Origin of the sequence: Bacteriovorax stolpii (assembly GCF_002872415.1) — a bacterium.
Classification (GTDB): domain Bacteria; phylum Bdellovibrionota; class Bacteriovoracia; order Bacteriovoracales; family Bacteriovoracaceae; genus Bacteriovorax; species Bacteriovorax stolpii.
Genome location: NZ_CP025704.1, coordinates 1,478,111 through 1,496,285, shown reverse-complemented (window position 1 = coordinate 1,496,285; position 18,175 = coordinate 1,478,111). Strand labels below are relative to the sequence as shown.

The 18,175-nt window shown below is 42.0% G+C and carries 17 protein-coding genes; 14 read left to right on the top strand and 3 right to left on the bottom strand.

Annotated elements, in window-relative coordinates; translation table 11 throughout:
* Positions 1-2: 2 nt before the first annotated feature.
* Positions 3-1,763, bottom strand: coding sequence for a hypothetical protein (locus C0V70_RS07470; RefSeq protein WP_102243240.1), 1,761 nt, complete (start codon positions 1,761-1,763; stop codon positions 3-5).
* Between the two features lie 159 nt (positions 1,764-1,922).
* Between C0V70_RS07470 and C0V70_RS07465 the strand changes: the two genes are divergently transcribed.
* The 8 genes from C0V70_RS07465 to C0V70_RS07435 all read left to right on the top strand — a co-directional run bounded on the left by C0V70_RS07465 (position 1,923) and on the right by C0V70_RS07435 (position 8,688).
* Entirely contained in the window at positions 1,923-2,384 is a 462-nt protein-coding gene (locus C0V70_RS07465) for an RrF2 family transcriptional regulator (protein ID WP_158649610.1), read from the top strand.
* Entirely contained in the window at positions 2,384-3,811 is a 1,428-nt protein-coding gene (sufB, locus tag C0V70_RS07460; RefSeq protein WP_102243238.1) for a Fe-S cluster assembly protein SufB, read from the top strand. The genes C0V70_RS07465 and sufB overlap by 1 nt, the downstream gene beginning before the upstream one ends.
* 13 nt (positions 3,812-3,824) lie before the next feature.
* Positions 3,825-4,586, top strand: coding sequence for a Fe-S cluster assembly ATPase SufC (gene sufC / locus C0V70_RS07455; protein WP_102243237.1), 762 nt, complete (start codon positions 3,825-3,827; stop codon positions 4,584-4,586).
* Between the two features lie 3 nt (positions 4,587-4,589).
* Positions 4,590-5,855, top strand: coding sequence for a Fe-S cluster assembly protein SufD (sufD, locus tag C0V70_RS07450; RefSeq protein WP_102243236.1), 1,266 nt, complete (start codon positions 4,590-4,592; stop codon positions 5,853-5,855).
* Positions 5,852-7,075, top strand: coding sequence for an aminotransferase class V-fold PLP-dependent enzyme (locus tag C0V70_RS07445; protein WP_102243235.1), 1,224 nt, complete (start codon positions 5,852-5,854; stop codon positions 7,073-7,075). The genes sufD and C0V70_RS07445 overlap by 4 nt, the downstream gene beginning before the upstream one ends.
* 11 nt (positions 7,076-7,086) lie before the next feature.
* Positions 7,087-7,668 carry a NifU family protein gene (locus tag C0V70_RS07440; protein ID WP_243733603.1) on the top strand — a complete coding sequence of 194 codons (582 nt, stop codon included), beginning with the start codon at positions 7,087-7,089 and terminating at the stop codon, positions 7,666-7,668.
* A 160-nt stretch (positions 7,669-7,828) separates the two neighbouring features.
* Positions 7,829-7,978 (top strand): hypothetical protein, encoded by a 150-nt coding sequence (locus C0V70_RS18990; protein WP_158649609.1) that lies wholly within the window; start codon positions 7,829-7,831, stop codon positions 7,976-7,978.
* A 68-nt stretch (positions 7,979-8,046) separates the two neighbouring features.
* Positions 8,047-8,688: a hypothetical protein gene (locus C0V70_RS07435; RefSeq protein WP_102243234.1), complete on the top strand. Its 642-nt coding sequence runs from the start codon at positions 8,047-8,049 to the stop codon at positions 8,686-8,688.
* A gap of 3 nt (positions 8,689-8,691) precedes the next feature.
* On the opposite strand, the gene C0V70_RS07430 is transcribed toward C0V70_RS07435, so the two are convergent.
* Together C0V70_RS07430 and hemF are read right to left on the bottom strand one after the other, a co-directional pair.
* Positions 8,692-9,600, bottom strand: coding sequence for a DMT family transporter (locus tag C0V70_RS07430; protein ID WP_102243233.1), 909 nt, complete (start codon positions 9,598-9,600; stop codon positions 8,692-8,694).
* Between the two features lie 3 nt (positions 9,601-9,603).
* Entirely contained in the window at positions 9,604-10,503 is a 900-nt protein-coding gene (gene hemF / locus C0V70_RS07425; RefSeq protein WP_185903005.1) for an oxygen-dependent coproporphyrinogen oxidase, read from the bottom strand.
* A gap of 77 nt (positions 10,504-10,580) precedes the next feature.
* On the opposite strand from hemF, the gene C0V70_RS07420 reads away from it, so the two are divergent.
* The 6 genes from C0V70_RS07420 to C0V70_RS07395 all read left to right on the top strand — a co-directional run bounded on the left by C0V70_RS07420 (position 10,581) and on the right by C0V70_RS07395 (position 18,150).
* Complete coding sequence (locus tag C0V70_RS07420; RefSeq protein WP_102243231.1) at positions 10,581-11,303, top strand: DUF3943 domain-containing protein; 723 nt, start codon at positions 10,581-10,583, stop codon at positions 11,301-11,303.
* Entirely contained in the window at positions 11,303-12,022 is a 720-nt protein-coding gene (locus C0V70_RS07415) for a hypothetical protein (protein ID WP_102243230.1), read from the top strand. The genes C0V70_RS07420 and C0V70_RS07415 overlap by 1 nt, the downstream gene beginning before the upstream one ends.
* Positions 12,023-12,238: 216 nt before the next feature.
* A complete protein-coding gene (locus C0V70_RS07410) occupies positions 12,239-13,729 on the top strand; it encodes a FecR family protein (RefSeq protein ID WP_102243229.1) in 1,491 nt (496 codons plus the stop codon).
* Between the two features lie 82 nt (positions 13,730-13,811).
* Positions 13,812-15,404 carry a tetratricopeptide repeat protein gene (locus C0V70_RS07405; protein ID WP_102243228.1) on the top strand — a complete coding sequence of 531 codons (1,593 nt, stop codon included), beginning with the start codon at positions 13,812-13,814 and terminating at the stop codon, positions 15,402-15,404.
* Positions 15,405-15,418: 14 nt separating this feature from the next.
* Positions 15,419-17,635 (top strand): CHASE2 domain-containing protein, encoded by a 2,217-nt coding sequence (locus tag C0V70_RS07400; RefSeq protein ID WP_102243227.1) that lies wholly within the window; start codon positions 15,419-15,421, stop codon positions 17,633-17,635.
* A gap of 71 nt (positions 17,636-17,706) precedes the next feature.
* Positions 17,707-18,150: a hypothetical protein gene (locus C0V70_RS07395; protein ID WP_102243226.1), complete on the top strand. Its 444-nt coding sequence runs from the start codon at positions 17,707-17,709 to the stop codon at positions 18,148-18,150.
* Positions 18,151-18,175 lie beyond the last annotated feature (25 nt).

Here is an 18,175-nt window from a genome sequence, read left to right as displayed (position 1 = left end):
CCTTAATTGAAAGCATCGATGATGTCACCGGCCACTTCACCTTCTCCTGCGGCCAGGGATTTCTGAAAGGCCTGAAGAATAAGCTTTTTCTCATCTTCCGTGGGTTTTGTCCCGCCAATAAGTAAGTTAAATTTCCCGCCCTTGCTAGAGGGAATCGAGTCCACGGCAAAAATCATTTTTTTGGCCTTTTCAGAAGAGATTTTCCCACTTCCGGTGACGGCTTCTCTCACCGCTTTTTCGATTCCTTCGGCGCGCACCACTCGTTGTGATCTCTCTGCCGCCGGAACAACTGCTCCTGAATCAAAAACCGTGCGCACATAAGTCACGCGGAATTTTGAAGGGTCTTCAGCTTTTGAAAGCGTCTTTAGTAAATCCTTTTTTTGGCCCATTGACCAGTCGCCCGTTGGCATAAGTATTCCGTCATCTCCGGAGAACTTCGGCACCACACTTGGGTTTTTGGCGTCTTTAGTCGCCAATGTGAAATAGCGTTTACTAGCATTCATCGACTCAGTGACGCCATCGACATTAGTTTGAATTTTTCCAAAAGCATCCTGAACTAATGTCTTAGCATCTTTTTGTGCATAATTGACTGCACTCAGGGCGCGCATTTGCTCATAAGCATTGTCCACCCCAACACCGGTAAAATCCACTGAGACAATTCCATTTTTAGCTTCACCCAGATTGATGGAGACGCGCTCGCGCTGAAATAAGGGTGGTGAAAGCGAGTCTACTTTTTTAAAATACTCTGTCAGGTCATCAATGTGTTTGTCACTGATGTCACTGTTAAAAAGAGTTTTTACTTTTCCACGGATTTTAGCTGCATATTCAGCTGCATCAGCACAATCACTTGGCTTAATTTTTCTTAAAACTCCAATCATATCTTTTGAAGGAATCACCTCTCCACTTGCGGTTTTAATCATGATCCCTGACTTCATTAAATCAGAACTGCCGGCCAGAGATTTTCTTAAACCTTCTATCGAATTAACATCCTTATGCATAACGGCCAGCTGTTCTTTAAAAGACACTGTTCTTGATTTTCCGTCTTTAAAAGCTGTAGTTCTTGCACCTCTAGCGGCCATGTTTGCTTCAAGAGCGCTCTCACCACTTCCGGATAAAAACCATGAACGCACATCCACTACTTCATCGGTTCTTGGAGCAATCATTTTCGAAAGTCCCATCTTCTCGAACTCTGTAGCAAATTCATCGACACTTTTTTGGTAAATATCGTTGAGTTTTTTTTCCCAAACCGCAGCGCCTTCACCTTCTCTCAAAGCTAAACGTAAACGCATTCCCTTGTAGTCTTTGTATTGACCTTCAAGCTTCGCCGCTACTTCTGGATGCTCTTGTAAATTTTTTTGGAATTTAGCGAGAAAGGAATTGTTAACCGAATCCACCATCGCCTTATCGCCGATTAATGTATCGTTAAGTTTTTTCTGAACTGCGTTTTCTACATCAAAATATAAAACGTCTTTGCGTTTTAATTTTTTATCCGCTTCCATCATTGAAATGAACGAACGGTTATTGGTGTTAGTGATTAAATCTTGACCGTACTTAAGTTTGTACGAAGTCGCTTCCGGCCCCGCCCAATTGACGGCCTTAGCCTTCTCAAGCCCCGCTTTTCCCGCTTCCCTTGAGGTAACCCTTGCCATCGCTTTTTCCAAAGCGGTCTCAAACTGCGGGCAATCGCCCCAGGCACTGGTGGTAAAAAGAAGGAAAAATACTAAACTTAAATAATTCATCTTGATACTTTTCGGTTTTTTCATGCATTTCGTTAGAAAACAGAGGGTAAAAACCCTTGTCTAACTATAAATAGGTTTATTTTTGACGTATTTTGGGATATTCTCGGGCCATAGCGAGATGGGAATGGAAAATAGTGGACTTTTTTAAGGCCAACGCCGTTTTCCCCCTATGGAGAGATGACTATGCTAAAAATTAATAAAAAAGTTGAATACGCCTTGATGGCCTTGAAGTTTATGGCCGACAAAAACGATTCAACTCCCTTAGTTTCGGCCCGTGAAATCTGTGATGCTTTCAACACACCTTTTGATACGACAGCAAAAGTGATGCAAGTGATGAACAATCACGACATCCTGACATCGGTCAAAGGAATTAAAGGCGGCTATCACTTAAACAAACCACTTTCAAGTATCACTTACATGGAATTGGTTCGCATGATTGAAGGCAAAGAAGAAATCGGCCGCATGTGCACAAACCACAAAGGCACGTGTGAACTTCTCGGCAAATGCAACATCTCTACTCCGGTGGAAAACTTAAACCGCAAACTCAACTCGTTCTTAGAAAGTTTAACTCTAGCAGAACTTTTACAAGGCACAGAATTCAACGTTCCAAACAGACTCGTCGACGGCCTTGAGGTACAACAATAATGAGCACAGATATTTTAAATTCTGATTACAAGTACGGATTCTTCACAGACATCGAAACTGAAGAGTTCCCTAAGGGTCTTAACGAAGACATCATCCGCATGATTTCAGCGAAAAAAGAAGAGCCTGAGTGGCTTTTAAATTTCCGCCTGAAAGCTTACCGTCACTGGTTAACGATGGAGCACCCAAAATGGGCCAAGTTAAATATCCCGGAGATCAACTACCAGGATCTTTACTACTACTCAGCTCCTAAGAAAAAAGATGCGCTTACAAGTCTGGATGAAATCGATCCAGAACTTTTAGCGACTTTTGAAAAACTGGGAATTCCTTTAAATGAACAAAAAAGAATCAGTGGTGTCGCTGTGGATGCGGTATTTGATTCAGTTTCTGTAGCGACTACGCACAAAGAAGAACTAGAAAAAGTTGGAGTTATTTTCTGCTCAATTTCTGAAGCCGTAAAAGAGCATCCCGAACTAGTAAAAAAATACTTAGGAACAGTTGTTCCTCACTCAGATAACTTCTACGCTGCTTTAAACGCGGCGGTTTTTTCTGACGGATCATTCGTCTTCATCCCAAAAGGTGTACGTTGTCCGCTGGACTTATCGACGTATTTTAGAATCAACGCTAAAGAAACAGGACAGTTTGAAAGAACCCTGATCATTGCGGAAGAAGGCTCGTTCGTAAACTACCTTGAAGGCTGTACAGCTCCTCAAAGAGATGAAAACCAACTTCACGCGGCCATCGTTGAGCTTGTTGCTTTAGACGACGCTGAAATCAAGTACTCGACTGTGCAAAACTGGTACGCCGGAGACAAAGAAGGCAAAGGTGGGATTTATAACTTCGTTACAAAACGCGGTAACTGCCTTGGAAAAAATTCTAAAATCTCATGGACTCAGGTTGAAGCGGGTTCAGCGATCACTTGGAAATACCCTTCATGTAATCTGATTGGTGATGGTTCAGAAGGTGCTTTCTACTCTGTTGCTTTAACCAACAACTTCATGCAGGCCGATACCGGAACAAAAATGGTTCACATCGGTAAAAATACAAAATCGACCATCATCTCTAAAGGGATTTCTGCTGAACAATCAGAAAACAACTACAGAGGATTGGTGAAAATCAACCCAAGTGCAACGGGAGCAAGAAACTACTCGCAGTGTGATTCGATGTTAATCGGAGATAAAGCACGCGCGAATACTTTCCCTTACATTGACGTGAAAAACAACACGGCAGTGGTTGAGCACGAAGCCTCGACATCGAAGATTTCAGAAGAACAACTCTTCTATCTTCAGTCTCGCGGGCTTTCAGAAGAAAAGTGTATCTCGATGATCGTCAACGGGTTCTGTAAGGATGTTTTCAAAGAACTTCCACTAGAGTTCTCGGTTGAAGCGGTTAAGTTAATTGAAATGAAATTAGAAAATAGTATTGGTTAGTAAGGAAATATTTATGATTGAAGTAAAAAACCTCCACGCAAAAGTGGGAGACAAAGAAATCTTAAAAGGAATTAACTTAACAGTTAAGGCCGGTGAAGTGCACGCGATCATGGGACCTAACGGTTCTGGGAAAAGTACACTCTCAAAAGTGATCGCCGGACACCCTTCGTACGAAGTGACTGAAGGGACAATCACCTACAAGATCAACGCAAAAGATAAGAACCTTTTTGAACTTGAAACTGACGAGAGAGCAAAAAGCGGAATCTTTTTAGGTTTCCAATACCCGGTAGAAATCCCAGGTGTTTCAAACTTCACGTTCCTTCTTGAGTCTTTCAATGAAACTTGTAAGTTCAACGGGGCGCCGGAAATGAGCGCAGAAGAATTCAGAAAATTCCTTCAGCCAAAACTTGAGCTTTTAGAAATGAACCCAGCTTTCCTTGATCGTCCGGTTAACACTGGATTTTCAGGTGGAGAAAAAAAGAAAAACGAAATCCTGCAAATGGCCGTTTTAAACCCAAGACTTTCTCTGCTTGATGAAACAGATTCAGGTCTTGATATCGACGCCCTAAAAATCGTTGCTAAAGGTGTAAACGCCCTACGCTCTCGCTTCAATGCAACGATTCTAGTGACTCACTACCAACGCCTTCTGGACTTCATCGTTCCAGATCATGTTCACGTCCTTTATAAAGGAAAGATCATTAAGTCTGGTGGAAAAGAGCTGGCCCTTGAACTTGAAGAAAAAGGATATGAGTGGCTGATTAAGGACCACGAATAATTTATGGAAAACGTACTACTAAACGAACTAATAAAAAACTCGGCAGAGGTTCACAAGAATTCAGGTGAACTTGGGGCGAGCTATAATGAGGCCATGAAGCGAGCTCTTGAGCACTTTAAAACTCTAGGGATTCCTTCTAAAAAAGATGAAGACTGGAAATACACTAATATTTCTAAAAATCTCTCTCCGCGCTTCTACTCTCGCCAAAGCGAAATCGTGCAGGAAATTCCCGCACAGGTTATCGATCGCCGTGGAATGATTATTTTTAACAACGGGATTTTTAACCGCCACCAATCAGTTCTTCCTGAAGGAGTGAGCTTAGACCAACAAAGACCAGAGACTAATTTCTTTGATTCATTTGATGCCCTAAACTTTGGTGTTGCTCTCTCACCTCTTTTCTTAAAAATTAAGAAAAACACTGTGATTGATTTCCCAATCAGCATCGTGCACCTGACAGATGAAGCTGGTGTAAATAAGATTGTGTCTCCTCGTCTCACCATTGTGGCCGAAGAGTTCACAAAAGCTTCTTTCGTTGAAGTTTTCACTTCAACCCAAAACCTGCTGTTCCAATACACGACAAATGCAGCGACTCTTTTTGAACTAAAAGAAAACGCCTTTATCGAACACGTAAAAATCCAGAACGAAGCCACTGCTTCAACTCACATTGGTTTAACAAAAGCTTCAGTTGCTAAGAGTGCTCAGTTTAAATCAATGACAGTTGACCTGGGGAACTTCACTTCTCGCCACAATATCGACGTAACAGTCGCAGGCGTTGGTGGAGACGCTCACGTCAATGGTCTTTTTGCCTTAAAGAAAACAGAACACGCAGATGTTTTCTCAAGCATTAACCACTTAAGTGCCCACACGACTTCTGATCAGCTTTTCAAAGGAATTTTAGCTGGTGAATCTCATGGAGCTTTCACTGGGAAAATCGCTATTGCTAAAGATGCCCAGCAGGTTAACTCAAACCAGTTGAATAAAAACTTAATGCTTTCTAAGAAAGCTCACATCGACACTCGCCCTCAGCTTCTCGTTTCTGCTGATGACGTCAAGTGTGCTCACGGGGCGACAATTGGACAGCTTTCAGCTGAAGAAGAGTTCTACCTTGAGAGCCGCGGGATCAAAAAAGACAAAGCAAAAAGAATGCTTTGCCACGGTTTTGCGACTGATGTTCTTTATAAAATTGATAACGTAAAAATACAGGAGCTCGCTATCAAGATGCTTGAAGAAAGCTTCGAGAAAATTGCTCTAAGTGAGATGACTCTATGAGTGCATTAAACGTTGAAAAAATCAGAGAAGACTTTCCACAGTTAAAAACAACTGTGAACGGAAGGCCTTTGGTTTATTTAGATAACGCCGCCACGACATTAAAGCCAAAAGTCGTGATCGACCAGATGACTAAACACCTAAGCCAGGATGTGGCCAACGTTCACCGTGGGATCCACACTCTTTCGGAAATGGGGACAAGGCAATTTGAGGAAACAAGAATTGCCGTTCAAAATTTTATTAATGCTCGTGAAGTCCATGAAGTGATCTACACAAAAGGGACAACAGATGCGATTAACCTTCTGGCGAACTCTTTTGGTGAGAGATTTTTAAACGCAGGTGATGAAATCCTTCTTTCTCAGATGGAGCACCATTCAAACATCGTTCCGTGGCAAATGATCGCCGAGAAAAAAGGCGCAAAAGTTGTCGTGATCCCGGTCAACGACAAAGGCGATATCGTTTTAGAAGACTATAAAAAACTTCTGAACCCAAAAGTCAAAATGGTTTCAGTGGTTCACACGTCAAATACACTGGGGACAACGAACCCAGTTAAAGAAATGATTAAACTGGCCCACGCCAATGGCTCTAAAGTCGCTGTCGATGGAGCTCAGTCAATCGCTCACCAGAAAATAGACGTCCAAGATTTAGACTGTGACTTTCTGGTCTTCTCTGCTCACAAGATTTACGGGCCAAATGGTCTGGGGATTTTATACGGGAAAGAAGAGCTATTAAATGAAATGCCACCCTATCAAGGTGGTGGTGCGATGATTAGTGAAGTGACGTTTGAAAAAACGACTTACAATATCCTGCCGAATAAATTTGAAGCCGGAACTCCGGCCATTGCTGAAGTGATCGCTTTTAAGGCGGCGATTGATTACGTTCAAAAACTGGGCATGGACAATATCTACAACTATGAGCACGAGCTTTTGGCCTATGCCACAAGCGAGCTTAAAAAGATTGCAGGCATTCGTCTTATCGGTGAATCAGAAACGAAGTCAGGAGTTCTCTCATTCGTTTTAGAAGGCGTTCACCCTCATGACCTGGGAACTCTTTTAGATAAACAAGGTGTAGCGATTCGTACGGGACATCACTGCACGCAGCCTTTAATGAAGCGTTTTGGCATCACTGCTTGTGCCAGAGCAAGTTTCACTTTCTACAACACGAAAGCAGACGTAGATGCACTGATTGCAGCGATTAACAAAGCAAAAGAATTTTTATTATAGAGGTTACATATATGACAGAAGCAGAAACAAATATGGAAATTGATATCGATATTCAGCCGACACCAAATCCAAACGCGCTGAAATTCATCCTGAATTACCCGGTAAAAAACGAAGGTAACTCGACTTATAAATCTCCAAGTGAGTGTGGAGAAAACAAACTGGCCCTTGAACTTTTTAAAGTCAGAGGTATTGATCAGCTGCACTTTTTTGAAAACGTTATTGCTGTGACAAAATTTTCTTACGAAGACTGGAACAATGTTGAAGTGGGAATTACAAAAGCTCTTAAAGAGTTTATGCCAACTCACAATCCTGATTACAATGACCCAAACCCTGAAGCAGACAGAAGAAAAAATCTTTCTCCAGAACTTCAGCAGATTGAAGCGATCTTAGATAAAACAATCCGCCCAGGCCTTCAAGGCGACGGTGGTGATATCCAGGCGCTGACTTATCAAGACAATATCTTAATGGTGAAATACCAAGGTGCATGCGGGACTTGCCCGAGCTCAACGACCGGAACTCTTGAAGCGATTAAAGCGATTTTAAGAGATGAATTGAATCCGGATATCGAAGTCTATATTGCCCCTGAATACTAGTTTAAAAGCTTAATGGCCCCACTTAGATGGGGCCTTTTTTTGTCCCCTTCCTCTCAAAAACCATAATATTTCTAGCAACTTAAAAGATTGATGAAAATCATTCTCAAATTAGTTTGACTATTCAAACTTTTGATTTAAACTACTAACAGGAGGATCATGTATGATCGTTCAAAATTGTAATCTCCTGTTAGTTGTCATTTCTAAAATCGAGTCACTCATTGCCGAGCAAAAGACTCAACATCCGAACTTAAACGATGAAGAAATCATCGAATTCTTAAAAATTAAATTTTCAATCGAAAATAGATCCTAAACATTTTTATTCCTTTGTCGAAGAAGCATAAAAATAGTCTGTGCCTTAACTAACAGGAGAACATTTTTATGTTAACAAAATGGAAAACGTCTTTATTGACTGTTGCTACAGTCGCAATGCTTGGATTTACAACTTCTTGTGGAAAAAACGATGCTTCTAACATCCAGATCGCTGGTGTTAAAGGGCCAACAGTAACACTTCTTCAAGACAATATGATGATCTCTGCTGTCTTTGAAAATATTCAAATGGACGGTGGACTTCGTTATAACATTCCAAAGTATAAGTATTCATTCCTTGAAATCTCTCCTGATGTAGAGTCAAACGGAACACTTATGCAAGTTTCGATCTCTCTAAAAGACATCGTTGATGGTGGTCTTGATCAACTTGACCCACAAAAACTTCCTGGTGGACGTAACCTACCTGGTGTAGCTTCTGGATCACTTCCAGCAGTAGCTTTCTCAATTGAAAAATTCCACAATATGTCTCTTTACGTAGGTAAAGATGTATTCGGTATCTTCCTTCCAGCATCAGTTGGTGTTGAAGGAGCGATCGCTTCATTCAGATACTACATCGGGGAAAAAGCAGCTGGTACAATCTCTCTAGTTGGTGCTGACCAAAACGGAGAAAACTCAGGTGTTCTTCTTATGCTAAACATCTCTGGACAAGTTAAGTCTCAGATGATGAAAGTTTACAAGAAATACAATCACTAGTTTTTAGATAGAATCGTGGCCGTGATGATCTTTGATCTTCGCGGTCACTTCTCTTCCCAAGATTGGCACTAAAACCACCGACAAAATAATCAGCCCCGCTCCTAAAAGATTCATTCCATTTAACGTCTCCCCTAAAACTAAAAAGCCAAAGAGGGCAGCAAACGGCGACTCTGTTAAGAAAATGAGTCCGGCAATGTGATCCGGGATTTTTTTCTGCGCGACGATTTGAGCGGTAAAAGAGATCATACTGGAGAAGATCCCCAGATAGATAAGACCAATAAGGACATTGTGACCTGGATCAAATACCACTCCAAAATCAATGACTCCTTTAAAGATCAAAGCAATGGGAATAGACATCAGGGCCACAAAAAAGTTCTGCAGGAAATTAAACTCCACCGGGGACTCGATAGCATTGGCGACTCTCCCCACGTAGATAATATGAATGGCCCCAAAGACTGAACAAATCAGCGTAAAAAAATCTCCACTGTTGAGATCTTTTAATTCCAGGTTGCACATAAGCGCCATTCCCACCATTGCCATGAAGATGAGAAACCAGAATGTCGGGCGGTATTTTTTCTTAAACACCAGCATCGTTATAATCGGAATAAAAAGCGTGTACAACGTTGTAATGAATCCGCTTTTTGCCACAGTGGTAAGCGAGAGGCCGATGGTCTGAAAAAGTAAAATCCCCAGAAGAAACACCGAGCTGATAAACGATTTTTTTAGAATGTTATCGCTTCTGGTGAATGAGCGTTTATAAAGTAAAAAAGGCAGCGAGGCCACGCCGGCCACGCTAAAGCGAAGAGCGTTGGCCCAGTAAGGGTCAAGAGCAACAAGCGTCCAGCGAGTGGCAATAAAACCGTATCCCCAGATAGATGTGGCAAATAAAAGAAGGAGGATATTAATAAACATTTTTTAGTTCCACTCGCGAGGAAAATAGTACTCCATCATTTTCTCATGAACTGAGCCTGCTGCTGGTTTGTACTTGTAAGTGAATTTTGCGCGCGCTGGAAGTGAGATAAGAATCGAGTCCGTGCGCCCGTTGGTTTTTAGGCCAAACATTGTCCCACGGTCGTGAAGTAAATTGAATTCAACATAGCGCCCGCGTCTGTGAAGTTGGAAGTCTTCATCTGCTTCTGTATAGGCTTCGCCTTTTCTTTTTTCGACGATTGGAAAGTATGAATTGATAAAGTTTGAAGAGATGTCTTTGACCATCGCCAAGTCTTTATCTAAATCGTTCGTGTTGTAGTGATCGTAGAAGAATCCACCTACTCCACGCATCTCACCTCCACGGTGAGTGTTGACGAAGTATTTATCGCACTCTTTTTTCATGTCTTCGTAAACTCCATACGGAGTCAGTGCGTTTTTCCAAATGGAATGAAAATACTGAAAGTCTTCTTCATGAGGGTAATAAGGCGTTAGGTCTGCCCCACCACCAAACCAGAATCTCTCTCCGGCCTGGATCATTCTAAAATTCGCGTGAACTGTTGGGACTCGAGGGTTTCTCGGGTGGATAATCAGGGAAATCCCTGCGGCCCACATCTCATCCCCTGTGCCTCCTAAACGGCTGGCAAAGGCCGGGTCAATGGCCCCAAAAACTTTCGAGGTGTTAACCCCTGCGTTTTCAATTACGTCTCCAGAAAAAGCTCGAGTGATTCCTCCGCCTCCCGGGTTACCTTTGTGATCCTTGCGCTCCCATAAGTCTTCTTCCAATGACAATTTAGGATCGACACTAAAAAGTGCCTTAGTAATCTGATCCTGGAGATCTTTTACATATTGGTGAAAATCATTTTTTTTAGCTTCTAAATTGTTCATAGCAATTTCCATCGAGGAGTCGTTGTGTTAAAAGTGGGCTGGACTCTCACTAAACAGTAAGATTACTACTACCACGTATGACAAAGTTTGTCCCCTTGCTCCTGCTTTTATTTTCGCTGATGACCATCAGTGAAGGCTTCGCTCAGGCCAGTGCCCTGGAAGTGGATTCTGGGCCCCAAAAACCGTATTTACAGGGCGATGTCGTCGTCGATCCCGTCAAAAAAACCCGCACCTCGCTTTACCACTATGGGTATGTTGACCGCGAGCATAGCTGGGAAGAAAGCGCGAAAAATATCGGAATCGTTTACGGACTGACATGGGTTTTTTATCCCTTGATTCAACCCAAAGTTTTTAAGGTCGAAGACGGCTGGAATAAATACAAAAACAATTTTGGAAAACTGGTTTTTGATAAAGATGAACCGGTATGGAATTTATTTGTTCACCCACTCACAGGCTCTCAACTTTATCTCCTCTACCGCGCTGAAGGTTATTCGCGAATGGCCGCGATGGGGATGGCCTCTATCAGTTCGGCCCTTTTTGAATTCACCGTTGAGATCCTCACTGAACCGGCCAGCGTTCAGGACTTATACCAGACACCTGTACTTGGAACCGTTTTAGGTCTGGGAATCGAAACTGCTTCGATGTCACTGCTAAATTCTGGCACAACTGCCGGCAAGATTGTCGGCCACATGATTAATCCGGCCACACTTTTTCCTTTTTATGAAGGACGAACGTTGATCATTCCTAAATTTGAACAAGAAGATAAAGGTGCCATGTTAAGACTGGAGCTCAATTACTGATGAAGAATTGTTTTTTAGTCGTCCTATTACTTTTAAGCTCTGTTCTTCACGCTGAAGAAACGAAATCGACATTGGAAAATAATTTCATCCTGCGAGCTGGTTTTTCTTTTAATCACATTGAAATGAACACAGACCGCCTGATTGATAACCATGAGTCTGAAGATGATGACCCGGAAGACGAAACCAAAACTCTGGGATTTGGTCTCGTCACTTCTCTTGCTTATCGCTGGGAAGCATGGGAGTTTGTCGTCGCCTCAGATGTTCTTTTTGGAAAGATCAAAGACGTCACTTTTATCGACAATCAAAACTCCATTCGCGGTGGAGGAAGTTTTCGCTTCGTAAGTTTTAGCCCACAAATCAAATACCACACACCTTTTTCTATTTTAGATAAGGCCAATATCTATGTCGGTTTTGGGCCATCGTGGTCTCTGCAAACTTTTGTTTTTAACGATGCTACGACTACCGGGAACTTTAACAATAAAAAAAGAATCAGCTTTGAAAACTATGGCGGTGGTCTTTTTATTGGCCTGGAAGAAATTCTTCCTTTCAAACAAGACCATCCGATGTTTTTAGAAATTGGATACAACTACATGCACTCCTACAAGGTTTCTATTCTCGATGCTTCCGATACTGCTGAGGTCATCACACTCTCGGAAGGAAACTCCAACGATTTCTCCGGCCACTACATTATCGTGCGCACTGGTTTCACTCTTTTTTAGTTAGGACACCTTACCCTCTCAAATACCCGACTTTTTTAGACCAATCGTTTTAAGCTTTTACCTCTGCTGGTGCAAAATTATGGGCCAAATTTAAACGGCCCTTTACTTAGGTTGTCTGGAAATTACATAGTTGGCCCGTAAACATTTATCCCCTAAAGAACTCACCTATAATGATCGAAGAGATGATTGATAAGCGCCTTTAAATGAAGGATTTTTATGAAATTACGCTCTCACCTTTTTTGGACTCTCACAACTTTAATCATCGCCACCAACGTTATGGCCAATGACAATGTTGCCAAGGTTATTATCATGCGCGGGATGGTCAAAGCAAAACTGACTGATGGAAGTATCATCGATGTCAAAGCAGATCAATCAATCCCTGAAGGTGCTGTTGTTCAAACTGCAGAAAAAAGTTTCGTAAAACTTCTCTTCATTGATAAATCGCAAATGAACCTCGGGCCGAATTCGCAAATGGTGATCAACGCTTTCCCTAAAAAAGAAGCAGGTATCATCACTCTGGTAAAAGGTCAGATTAGATCTCAGGTTACAAAAGACTATATGGAGATGGAAGATAAGAGTAAAAGTAAACTCTATATCAAAACAAAAACTGCGGCGATGGGTATCCGCGGAACAGACTTCCAGGTTAACTTCAACCCACAAAATCAAAACACATCATTGATCACTTTCGAAGGGAAAGTGGCCATGGCCCATATTGACCGCGATCAAAGAGACTCAAAATTTGATCAGGGAAATTTAGAAAGAGTTGTCTCAAGTGATAAGGCCGTCATGGTAACAAAAGGACAGGTTTCGGCCGTTAACCTGAACGTTGCCGAGCGAGCAATGATTCCAACAAAACTTGGAACAAAACAAATTGAAGCTCTGGAAAAAAACGAAACGGGTTTAAATGAAGGTTCATCTCATTCAGAAAAACAATTCAGAAACCCGATTCCTCCAGGAGCTGAAGGGGCTGCCTTCTCTAACTCCGCTTCAGCGGTAGATAAAGAAGTCGCTAAACTGGGTGTGGATGTAAAAGCGTCCCTTCCGGCCGTCTCTCATACAGAAAAACCAGGAAGCTCTGAAGGATTCTTTAACGTCACAACTGGTGAGTATAAACTTCCAGCGGGAAGTGTTATCGATTTAAACACTGTTAACATTATCCCTCCACCATCAAACGCTCTATTCGACAGCAACTCTGGAACATATATCGTTCCTGAGACTCTGGGTAAAATTGACAAAGTTACTGGGGAATATAAAGCCCCCGCAGGTCTGGAGCTGGACCCTTCAGGGAAATTCATCCTGGTAGACCCTGAGGCCTTCCAAAAGGCACAGGCACCAGCAAAAGAAGATGAAAAAGCTGGAGAAAAAAGTGATAAAAAAGATGAGGCTGCCAAACCAGAAGGCGACAAACCAAAAGAAGTTGCAAAAACAGAGGGAGATTCAGGAAGAGCGCCGGCAAGTGTTGCTCCTACCGAGGTAAAACCACCTGAAATTTTCACAGCTGCTGCTCAGACTTTCATCAATACTTACTCTGCGCCAGTTGTTCCTCCTCCACCAGCAACAGCTCCGGGCACATCGGGATCGAGAACAACTCTGACTAACATCGCTCAGGACGTTCTTCAGAAGAATGATGTAGCAAAACAGGCCGCTACCGACCGCGGAGTTGCGGTACCAAATACCAAGGTAAAATTTATTTTCAACGCCGAGTAATTATCAACTATAATAATTGAGAATATGAAATTATAAAAAGCACCCAAGATGGGTGCTTTTTTATGTTATAGGGATGTAACAAATGCTTCTCAATAGATTTAGGGCCCCTGCTCTTTTATCGTTAACAACACTTCTTCTCTCTTCTCCTCTTTCTGCTTCAACGATTGAAGAATTTTACAAATATTTCAAAAACGGCCAGTACCCAAAGGCCATTGAATCTCTTGGGCAATTCGATTCTAACGACACCAAGATAAGTAAGTCTTACCTTATGGGTCTAAGTTATTCGAGAATGCAGGAATACGATCAGGCCATTGCCCAATTTCAAAAAGCGATCAGCGAAAATAGCACCAGTGCCGATTTATACTACGAATACGGACAAGCTCTGTATGCTTCTAACGAATTAAAGAAGGCCCGTGCTGCTTTTAAAACATCAGCAGAAAAAAACTTCAATCGTCCGGCTTCGCTCTATTATGTTGCCCATATTTCACAAATACTAGAAGAGCACGAAGAGGCCCGCGACACTTATACCCAAGTGATCAAAGAAAAAGATTCTGACGATAAAATGAAACAAATTGCCCGCTACCAGTTAGCGGAAACACTCCTTTCTATTGCCCGTGAAAAATCACAACAAGGTGAAGACCTGGAAAGACGTGTCGAGCGCTTCATTATCCCAATGCTCAACACCGCCTACAATATCGATAAGTCCTCTCCTCTTGCTTCAGAAATCAATCAGCGCATTGCTCAGTTAATGGTAGAGTTCAATCTCGATCCAAACGTCATGGTCAATGGAAGACGTATCAATCCAAAACGCTACAACGGGTATGTTTCACAAAAAATTAAATTTGATGACAATATTTCTTTAACCAACGAAGAAAACAACGTTCAGCAATCAAAAAAAGAATCTTATATTTTTGAAACTGAGGCCTACGGAAAATATGACTTCCCGATCAAAAAACGCTATATCATCTCTCCTGAAGCGCGTTTCATTTACACCCAACACACCAACCAATCGAGTCCTGAAGTTTATCAGAACGATTCGTTTACGATGAACATGAGCTTAAAAAATAAATATGAACACAAGATGAAGGAGCAACCAGCAAGCCTGCTTTTTGATATTGATTACTCTCACGTGTTTAAAGACTGGCAGAAAAAAAAGAAAAAAGAGTTTTATGCCAAGTCGTTTACTTTCACGCTTGGAGAAAGCTTTAGCTATTTCAATATCGGTGATACAACATTAAAAATCAAAAGAAAGAATTACGATGGTAAAGATGAATCAATCAGCAACCATACGACAAGCTTAAGTGCTGACCAGACTTTCTTTTTTTCAACTCATCACCTGTTGATCGCTCTTTTTGATGCCAGTTTTATCGACAACTATAACAATAGCAGTACCAACACTGACACTTATCTTCTGCGCTTTGACTACATCATTCCGGAAATCATGCCCCAGTATACTCTGGGTTTAGCGATGGCCACAACTATGACTGATACCAAAGAACAAAAGGCCACACGCGGGACTGAATTAACTTTCAACCCTTCTGTGGATTTTGCCCGTGAGTTAAGCGCCAACAGCCGCATTAGTATCAACTACGACTTCACAAAAAATAAGTCGGACGATACTAACTACTCATACAGCAAGCACGTTTTTACGACTGAATACCGCTTTAGCTTTTAATAAAGGGAGCTCTCATGCTTTTTAGGATTTTCCAGTACCTGGGGATTACTGCGATCATTACTTTCAGTGCCGGGAGTATTTTCCTTTCCACCAGCGCCAGAGATTTAAACTCGTACACCAATCAGTCTTTTCTTTATAACTACGCTTCATTTTTCGAAGACCGTTTTTACGACCTACGCATGAAGCTGACTATTGACCGCGACAAAAAAGACGACCGCCTAGTCCTGGCGGCCATTGATGATAAATCACTCACCAAAATTGGACGCTGGCCGTGGACTCGCACCCACATTGCAAACCTGGTCAATAAACTTAGCAACTACGGCGCGAAAGTTGTCGCCTTCGACGTTTTTTTCTCTGAACCAGAACTCGCTTGTAATGCTGAATCTCCAGATAACCTTTTAGGTGCCTCATTTAAAAATTTTCAATCAGACCCGACGAAAAAAATTATCCTTCCCTATTCGGTGGTAAAAAAAGAATCGGATGAGATTGACCAGGAAACTTTTTTTAAAGAAGCTCCTGATCAACTTCTCAATTTCATCATGGACGCCAGGCAAGCAGAAGGAAGTAACTTAAGAGAGTTTTTAATTGAGAAAAAAGTTTTTCCAATTGAGATCCTGGCCAACTCAGAGACAGGTATCTCACACATTGAGGCCGAAGCTGATGCTGACGGGGTTTTCCGTCACTACCCGATTATTGCGAACGTAGGTGGGATGTACTTCCCTTCTTTCTCTATGCAGGCCTACGAATTTTTTAGCGGTGATCATACTGTCGTTAATATCCCTTCAACTGAAACGGCCTACATTCAAACCAAAAAAGGCAATCTTTATGTCAACTACAACGGCGAAGCAAAGGTGAGATGGTTTGGTGGCCTCGATCACTTTCCCACTGTTGGTATTTGGGATATTTTCCAGGCCAAAGACAATGACCCGGAAATGCAGCGAATCTTTAAAGACAAACTGGTCTTCGTTGGATCAACTGCTTTTGGGGCAAACGATTTACGTAACACTCCCGTTGACCCGATTCTTCCCGGAATCGTTTTTCACATGAACATGGTCCATATGATGCTGGAAGGAAAGTTCATGGTCTCAGAACTTGAGTCGACAAAAATTTCCTGGATCATGCTTTTAGGTGGAAGTGCCCTGATCGTTAGTGTGATGCTCTTTGGAAATGCGATTGTAGACTTCGTGGCCGTCTTTGCCATCATGGGTGGGCTTTTCTACTTAGACTCGTATTACTTCATTCCTAAAGGCTATAACAACAGACTCTTCTTTTGTCTCTTCTCGGTTTTGAGTTGTTATTCCTGGTCGACCTTCCTGCATTTTTATCAGTCGAATAAAGAGAAGAAAAAAATCAAAGGAACATTCTCGCGCTACCTTGCTCCTAGTATTGTTAACGACCTTCTAAAAAACCCGGAAAAGGTACGTTTAGGGGGAGAAAAGAAAGTGATTACCGTCTTCTTCTCTGACGTGCGCGACTTTACTTCGATTTCTGAAAAGCTCACTCCAGAACAACTTACTCACTGTTTAAATAAATACATGACTATGATGACTGACACGCTCTTTGAGCACCAGGGAACACTGGATAAGTATATCGGGGATGCCATGGTTGCTTACTGGGGAGCACCAGTTGATTTAGAAAATCATTCTTACTGGGCGGTTAAAGGAGCTGTGCAAATGATTGAGAGACTCCCCTCGATCAACGCTGAATTTGAGCGCGAAGGCTTCCCTCTTTTTAAGCACGGAATCGGTCTTAACACTGGTGAGTGCTCTGTTGGGAACATGGGTTCTAATCAGATTTTCTCATACACCGCGCTTGGGGATAACATGAACCTGGGTGCCCGTCTTGAGTCCCTTTGTAAGTACTATGGGGTGCAATTAAATATCTCTGAATACACTAAAAATGCTATTCCACCAGAACTACAAAAAGAGTTCGTTTTCAGAACGCTGGATAAGGTAAAAGTAAAAGGGAAAGAAAACGCCGTCACAATTTATGAAGTCCTTCATCCTGGCCATCACTTGATTAATGAGACAGAGGCCCTGGCCCAATATGAAGAAGCTTTCCAGATGTACTTGGGACAAAGGTTTGCCGAGGCCTTCGAAATCTTTAAATCACTACATGTGAAATTCCCCGAGGATAAGAGCTTCGAGCGCATGATGCACATGTGCGAAGACTATAAAGAAGTGCCTCCTCCACCAAATTGGGATGGGTCTTACACACACAAGTCTAAGTAATTTCATTACTGGCCTCGAAAGAGGCCAGTTCTCTCTTGATAAAGCCTTTCTTCCTTCCTAGAATTTCTCCCATGAAAACACTATTTTTAATCGCCGCTCTTTTAACGACTCAAACAAGTTTTGCCAAAGAGGCCACACTGAAATACCCGGTGGAGTTTCTCTTTGAAAAGGTTTTGGAAAAAAAGCATCAGACTAAAAAAGATTCGATCCCTTTTCCTAAATTTTACTATTCTAGCAAAACTCCGCTGAAGCAGTTTCAAGATGCGATTGAAAAACAATGGGGCATGAGACCTGACTTAATCACCAATGCCTTTGCGGTAGATAATAACGAAATCTATATCATGGACGACGCCGATTATTATGAATCTCATAAACGCTGCATGGACGATTCAGTTGTCCACGAACTAGTTCACTACGTCCAGGTTAAGTACCTGAACTGGGATTTAAACGACGAGAGTTTAGAATGGGACGCCGTTGATATCCAGACGCAATTTAGAGAGGAATATTGCCGCTAAAAGGCAGTAATTTTTTCAAAAATCT

Coding starts and splice junctions, on each gene's coding strand:
- C0V70_RS07440 (WP_243733603.1), top strand. CDS start 7,087: ATGACAGAAGCAGAAACAAATATGGAAATTGATATCGATATTCAGCCG.
- sufD (WP_102243236.1), top strand. CDS start 4,590: ATGGAAAACGTACTACTAAACGAACTAATAAAAAACTCGGCAGAGGTT.
- C0V70_RS18990 (WP_158649609.1), top strand. CDS start 7,829: ATGATCGTTCAAAATTGTAATCTCCTGTTAGTTGTCATTTCTAAAATC.
- C0V70_RS07445 (WP_102243235.1), top strand. CDS start 5,852: ATGAGTGCATTAAACGTTGAAAAAATCAGAGAAGACTTTCCACAGTTA.
- hemF (WP_185903005.1), bottom strand. CDS start 10,503: ATGAACAATTTAGAAGCTAAAAAAAATGATTTTCACCAATATGTAAAA.
- C0V70_RS07435 (WP_102243234.1), top strand. CDS start 8,047: ATGTTAACAAAATGGAAAACGTCTTTATTGACTGTTGCTACAGTCGCA.
- C0V70_RS07395 (WP_102243226.1), top strand. CDS start 17,707: ATGAAAACACTATTTTTAATCGCCGCTCTTTTAACGACTCAAACAAGT.
- C0V70_RS07420 (WP_102243231.1), top strand. CDS start 10,581: ATGACAAAGTTTGTCCCCTTGCTCCTGCTTTTATTTTCGCTGATGACC.
- C0V70_RS07465 (WP_158649610.1), top strand. CDS start 1,923: ATGCTAAAAATTAATAAAAAAGTTGAATACGCCTTGATGGCCTTGAAG.
- C0V70_RS07415 (WP_102243230.1), top strand. CDS start 11,303: ATGAAGAATTGTTTTTTAGTCGTCCTATTACTTTTAAGCTCTGTTCTT.
- C0V70_RS07405 (WP_102243228.1), top strand. CDS start 13,812: ATGCTTCTCAATAGATTTAGGGCCCCTGCTCTTTTATCGTTAACAACA.
- C0V70_RS07470 (WP_102243240.1), bottom strand. CDS start 1,763: ATGAAAAAACCGAAAAGTATCAAGATGAATTATTTAAGTTTAGTATTT.
- C0V70_RS07400 (WP_102243227.1), top strand. CDS start 15,419: ATGCTTTTTAGGATTTTCCAGTACCTGGGGATTACTGCGATCATTACT.
- C0V70_RS07430 (WP_102243233.1), bottom strand. CDS start 9,600: ATGTTTATTAATATCCTCCTTCTTTTATTTGCCACATCTATCTGGGGA.
- C0V70_RS07410 (WP_102243229.1), top strand. CDS start 12,239: ATGAAATTACGCTCTCACCTTTTTTGGACTCTCACAACTTTAATCATC.
- sufC (WP_102243237.1), top strand. CDS start 3,825: ATGATTGAAGTAAAAAACCTCCACGCAAAAGTGGGAGACAAAGAAATC.
- sufB (WP_102243238.1), top strand. CDS start 2,384: ATGAGCACAGATATTTTAAATTCTGATTACAAGTACGGATTCTTCACA.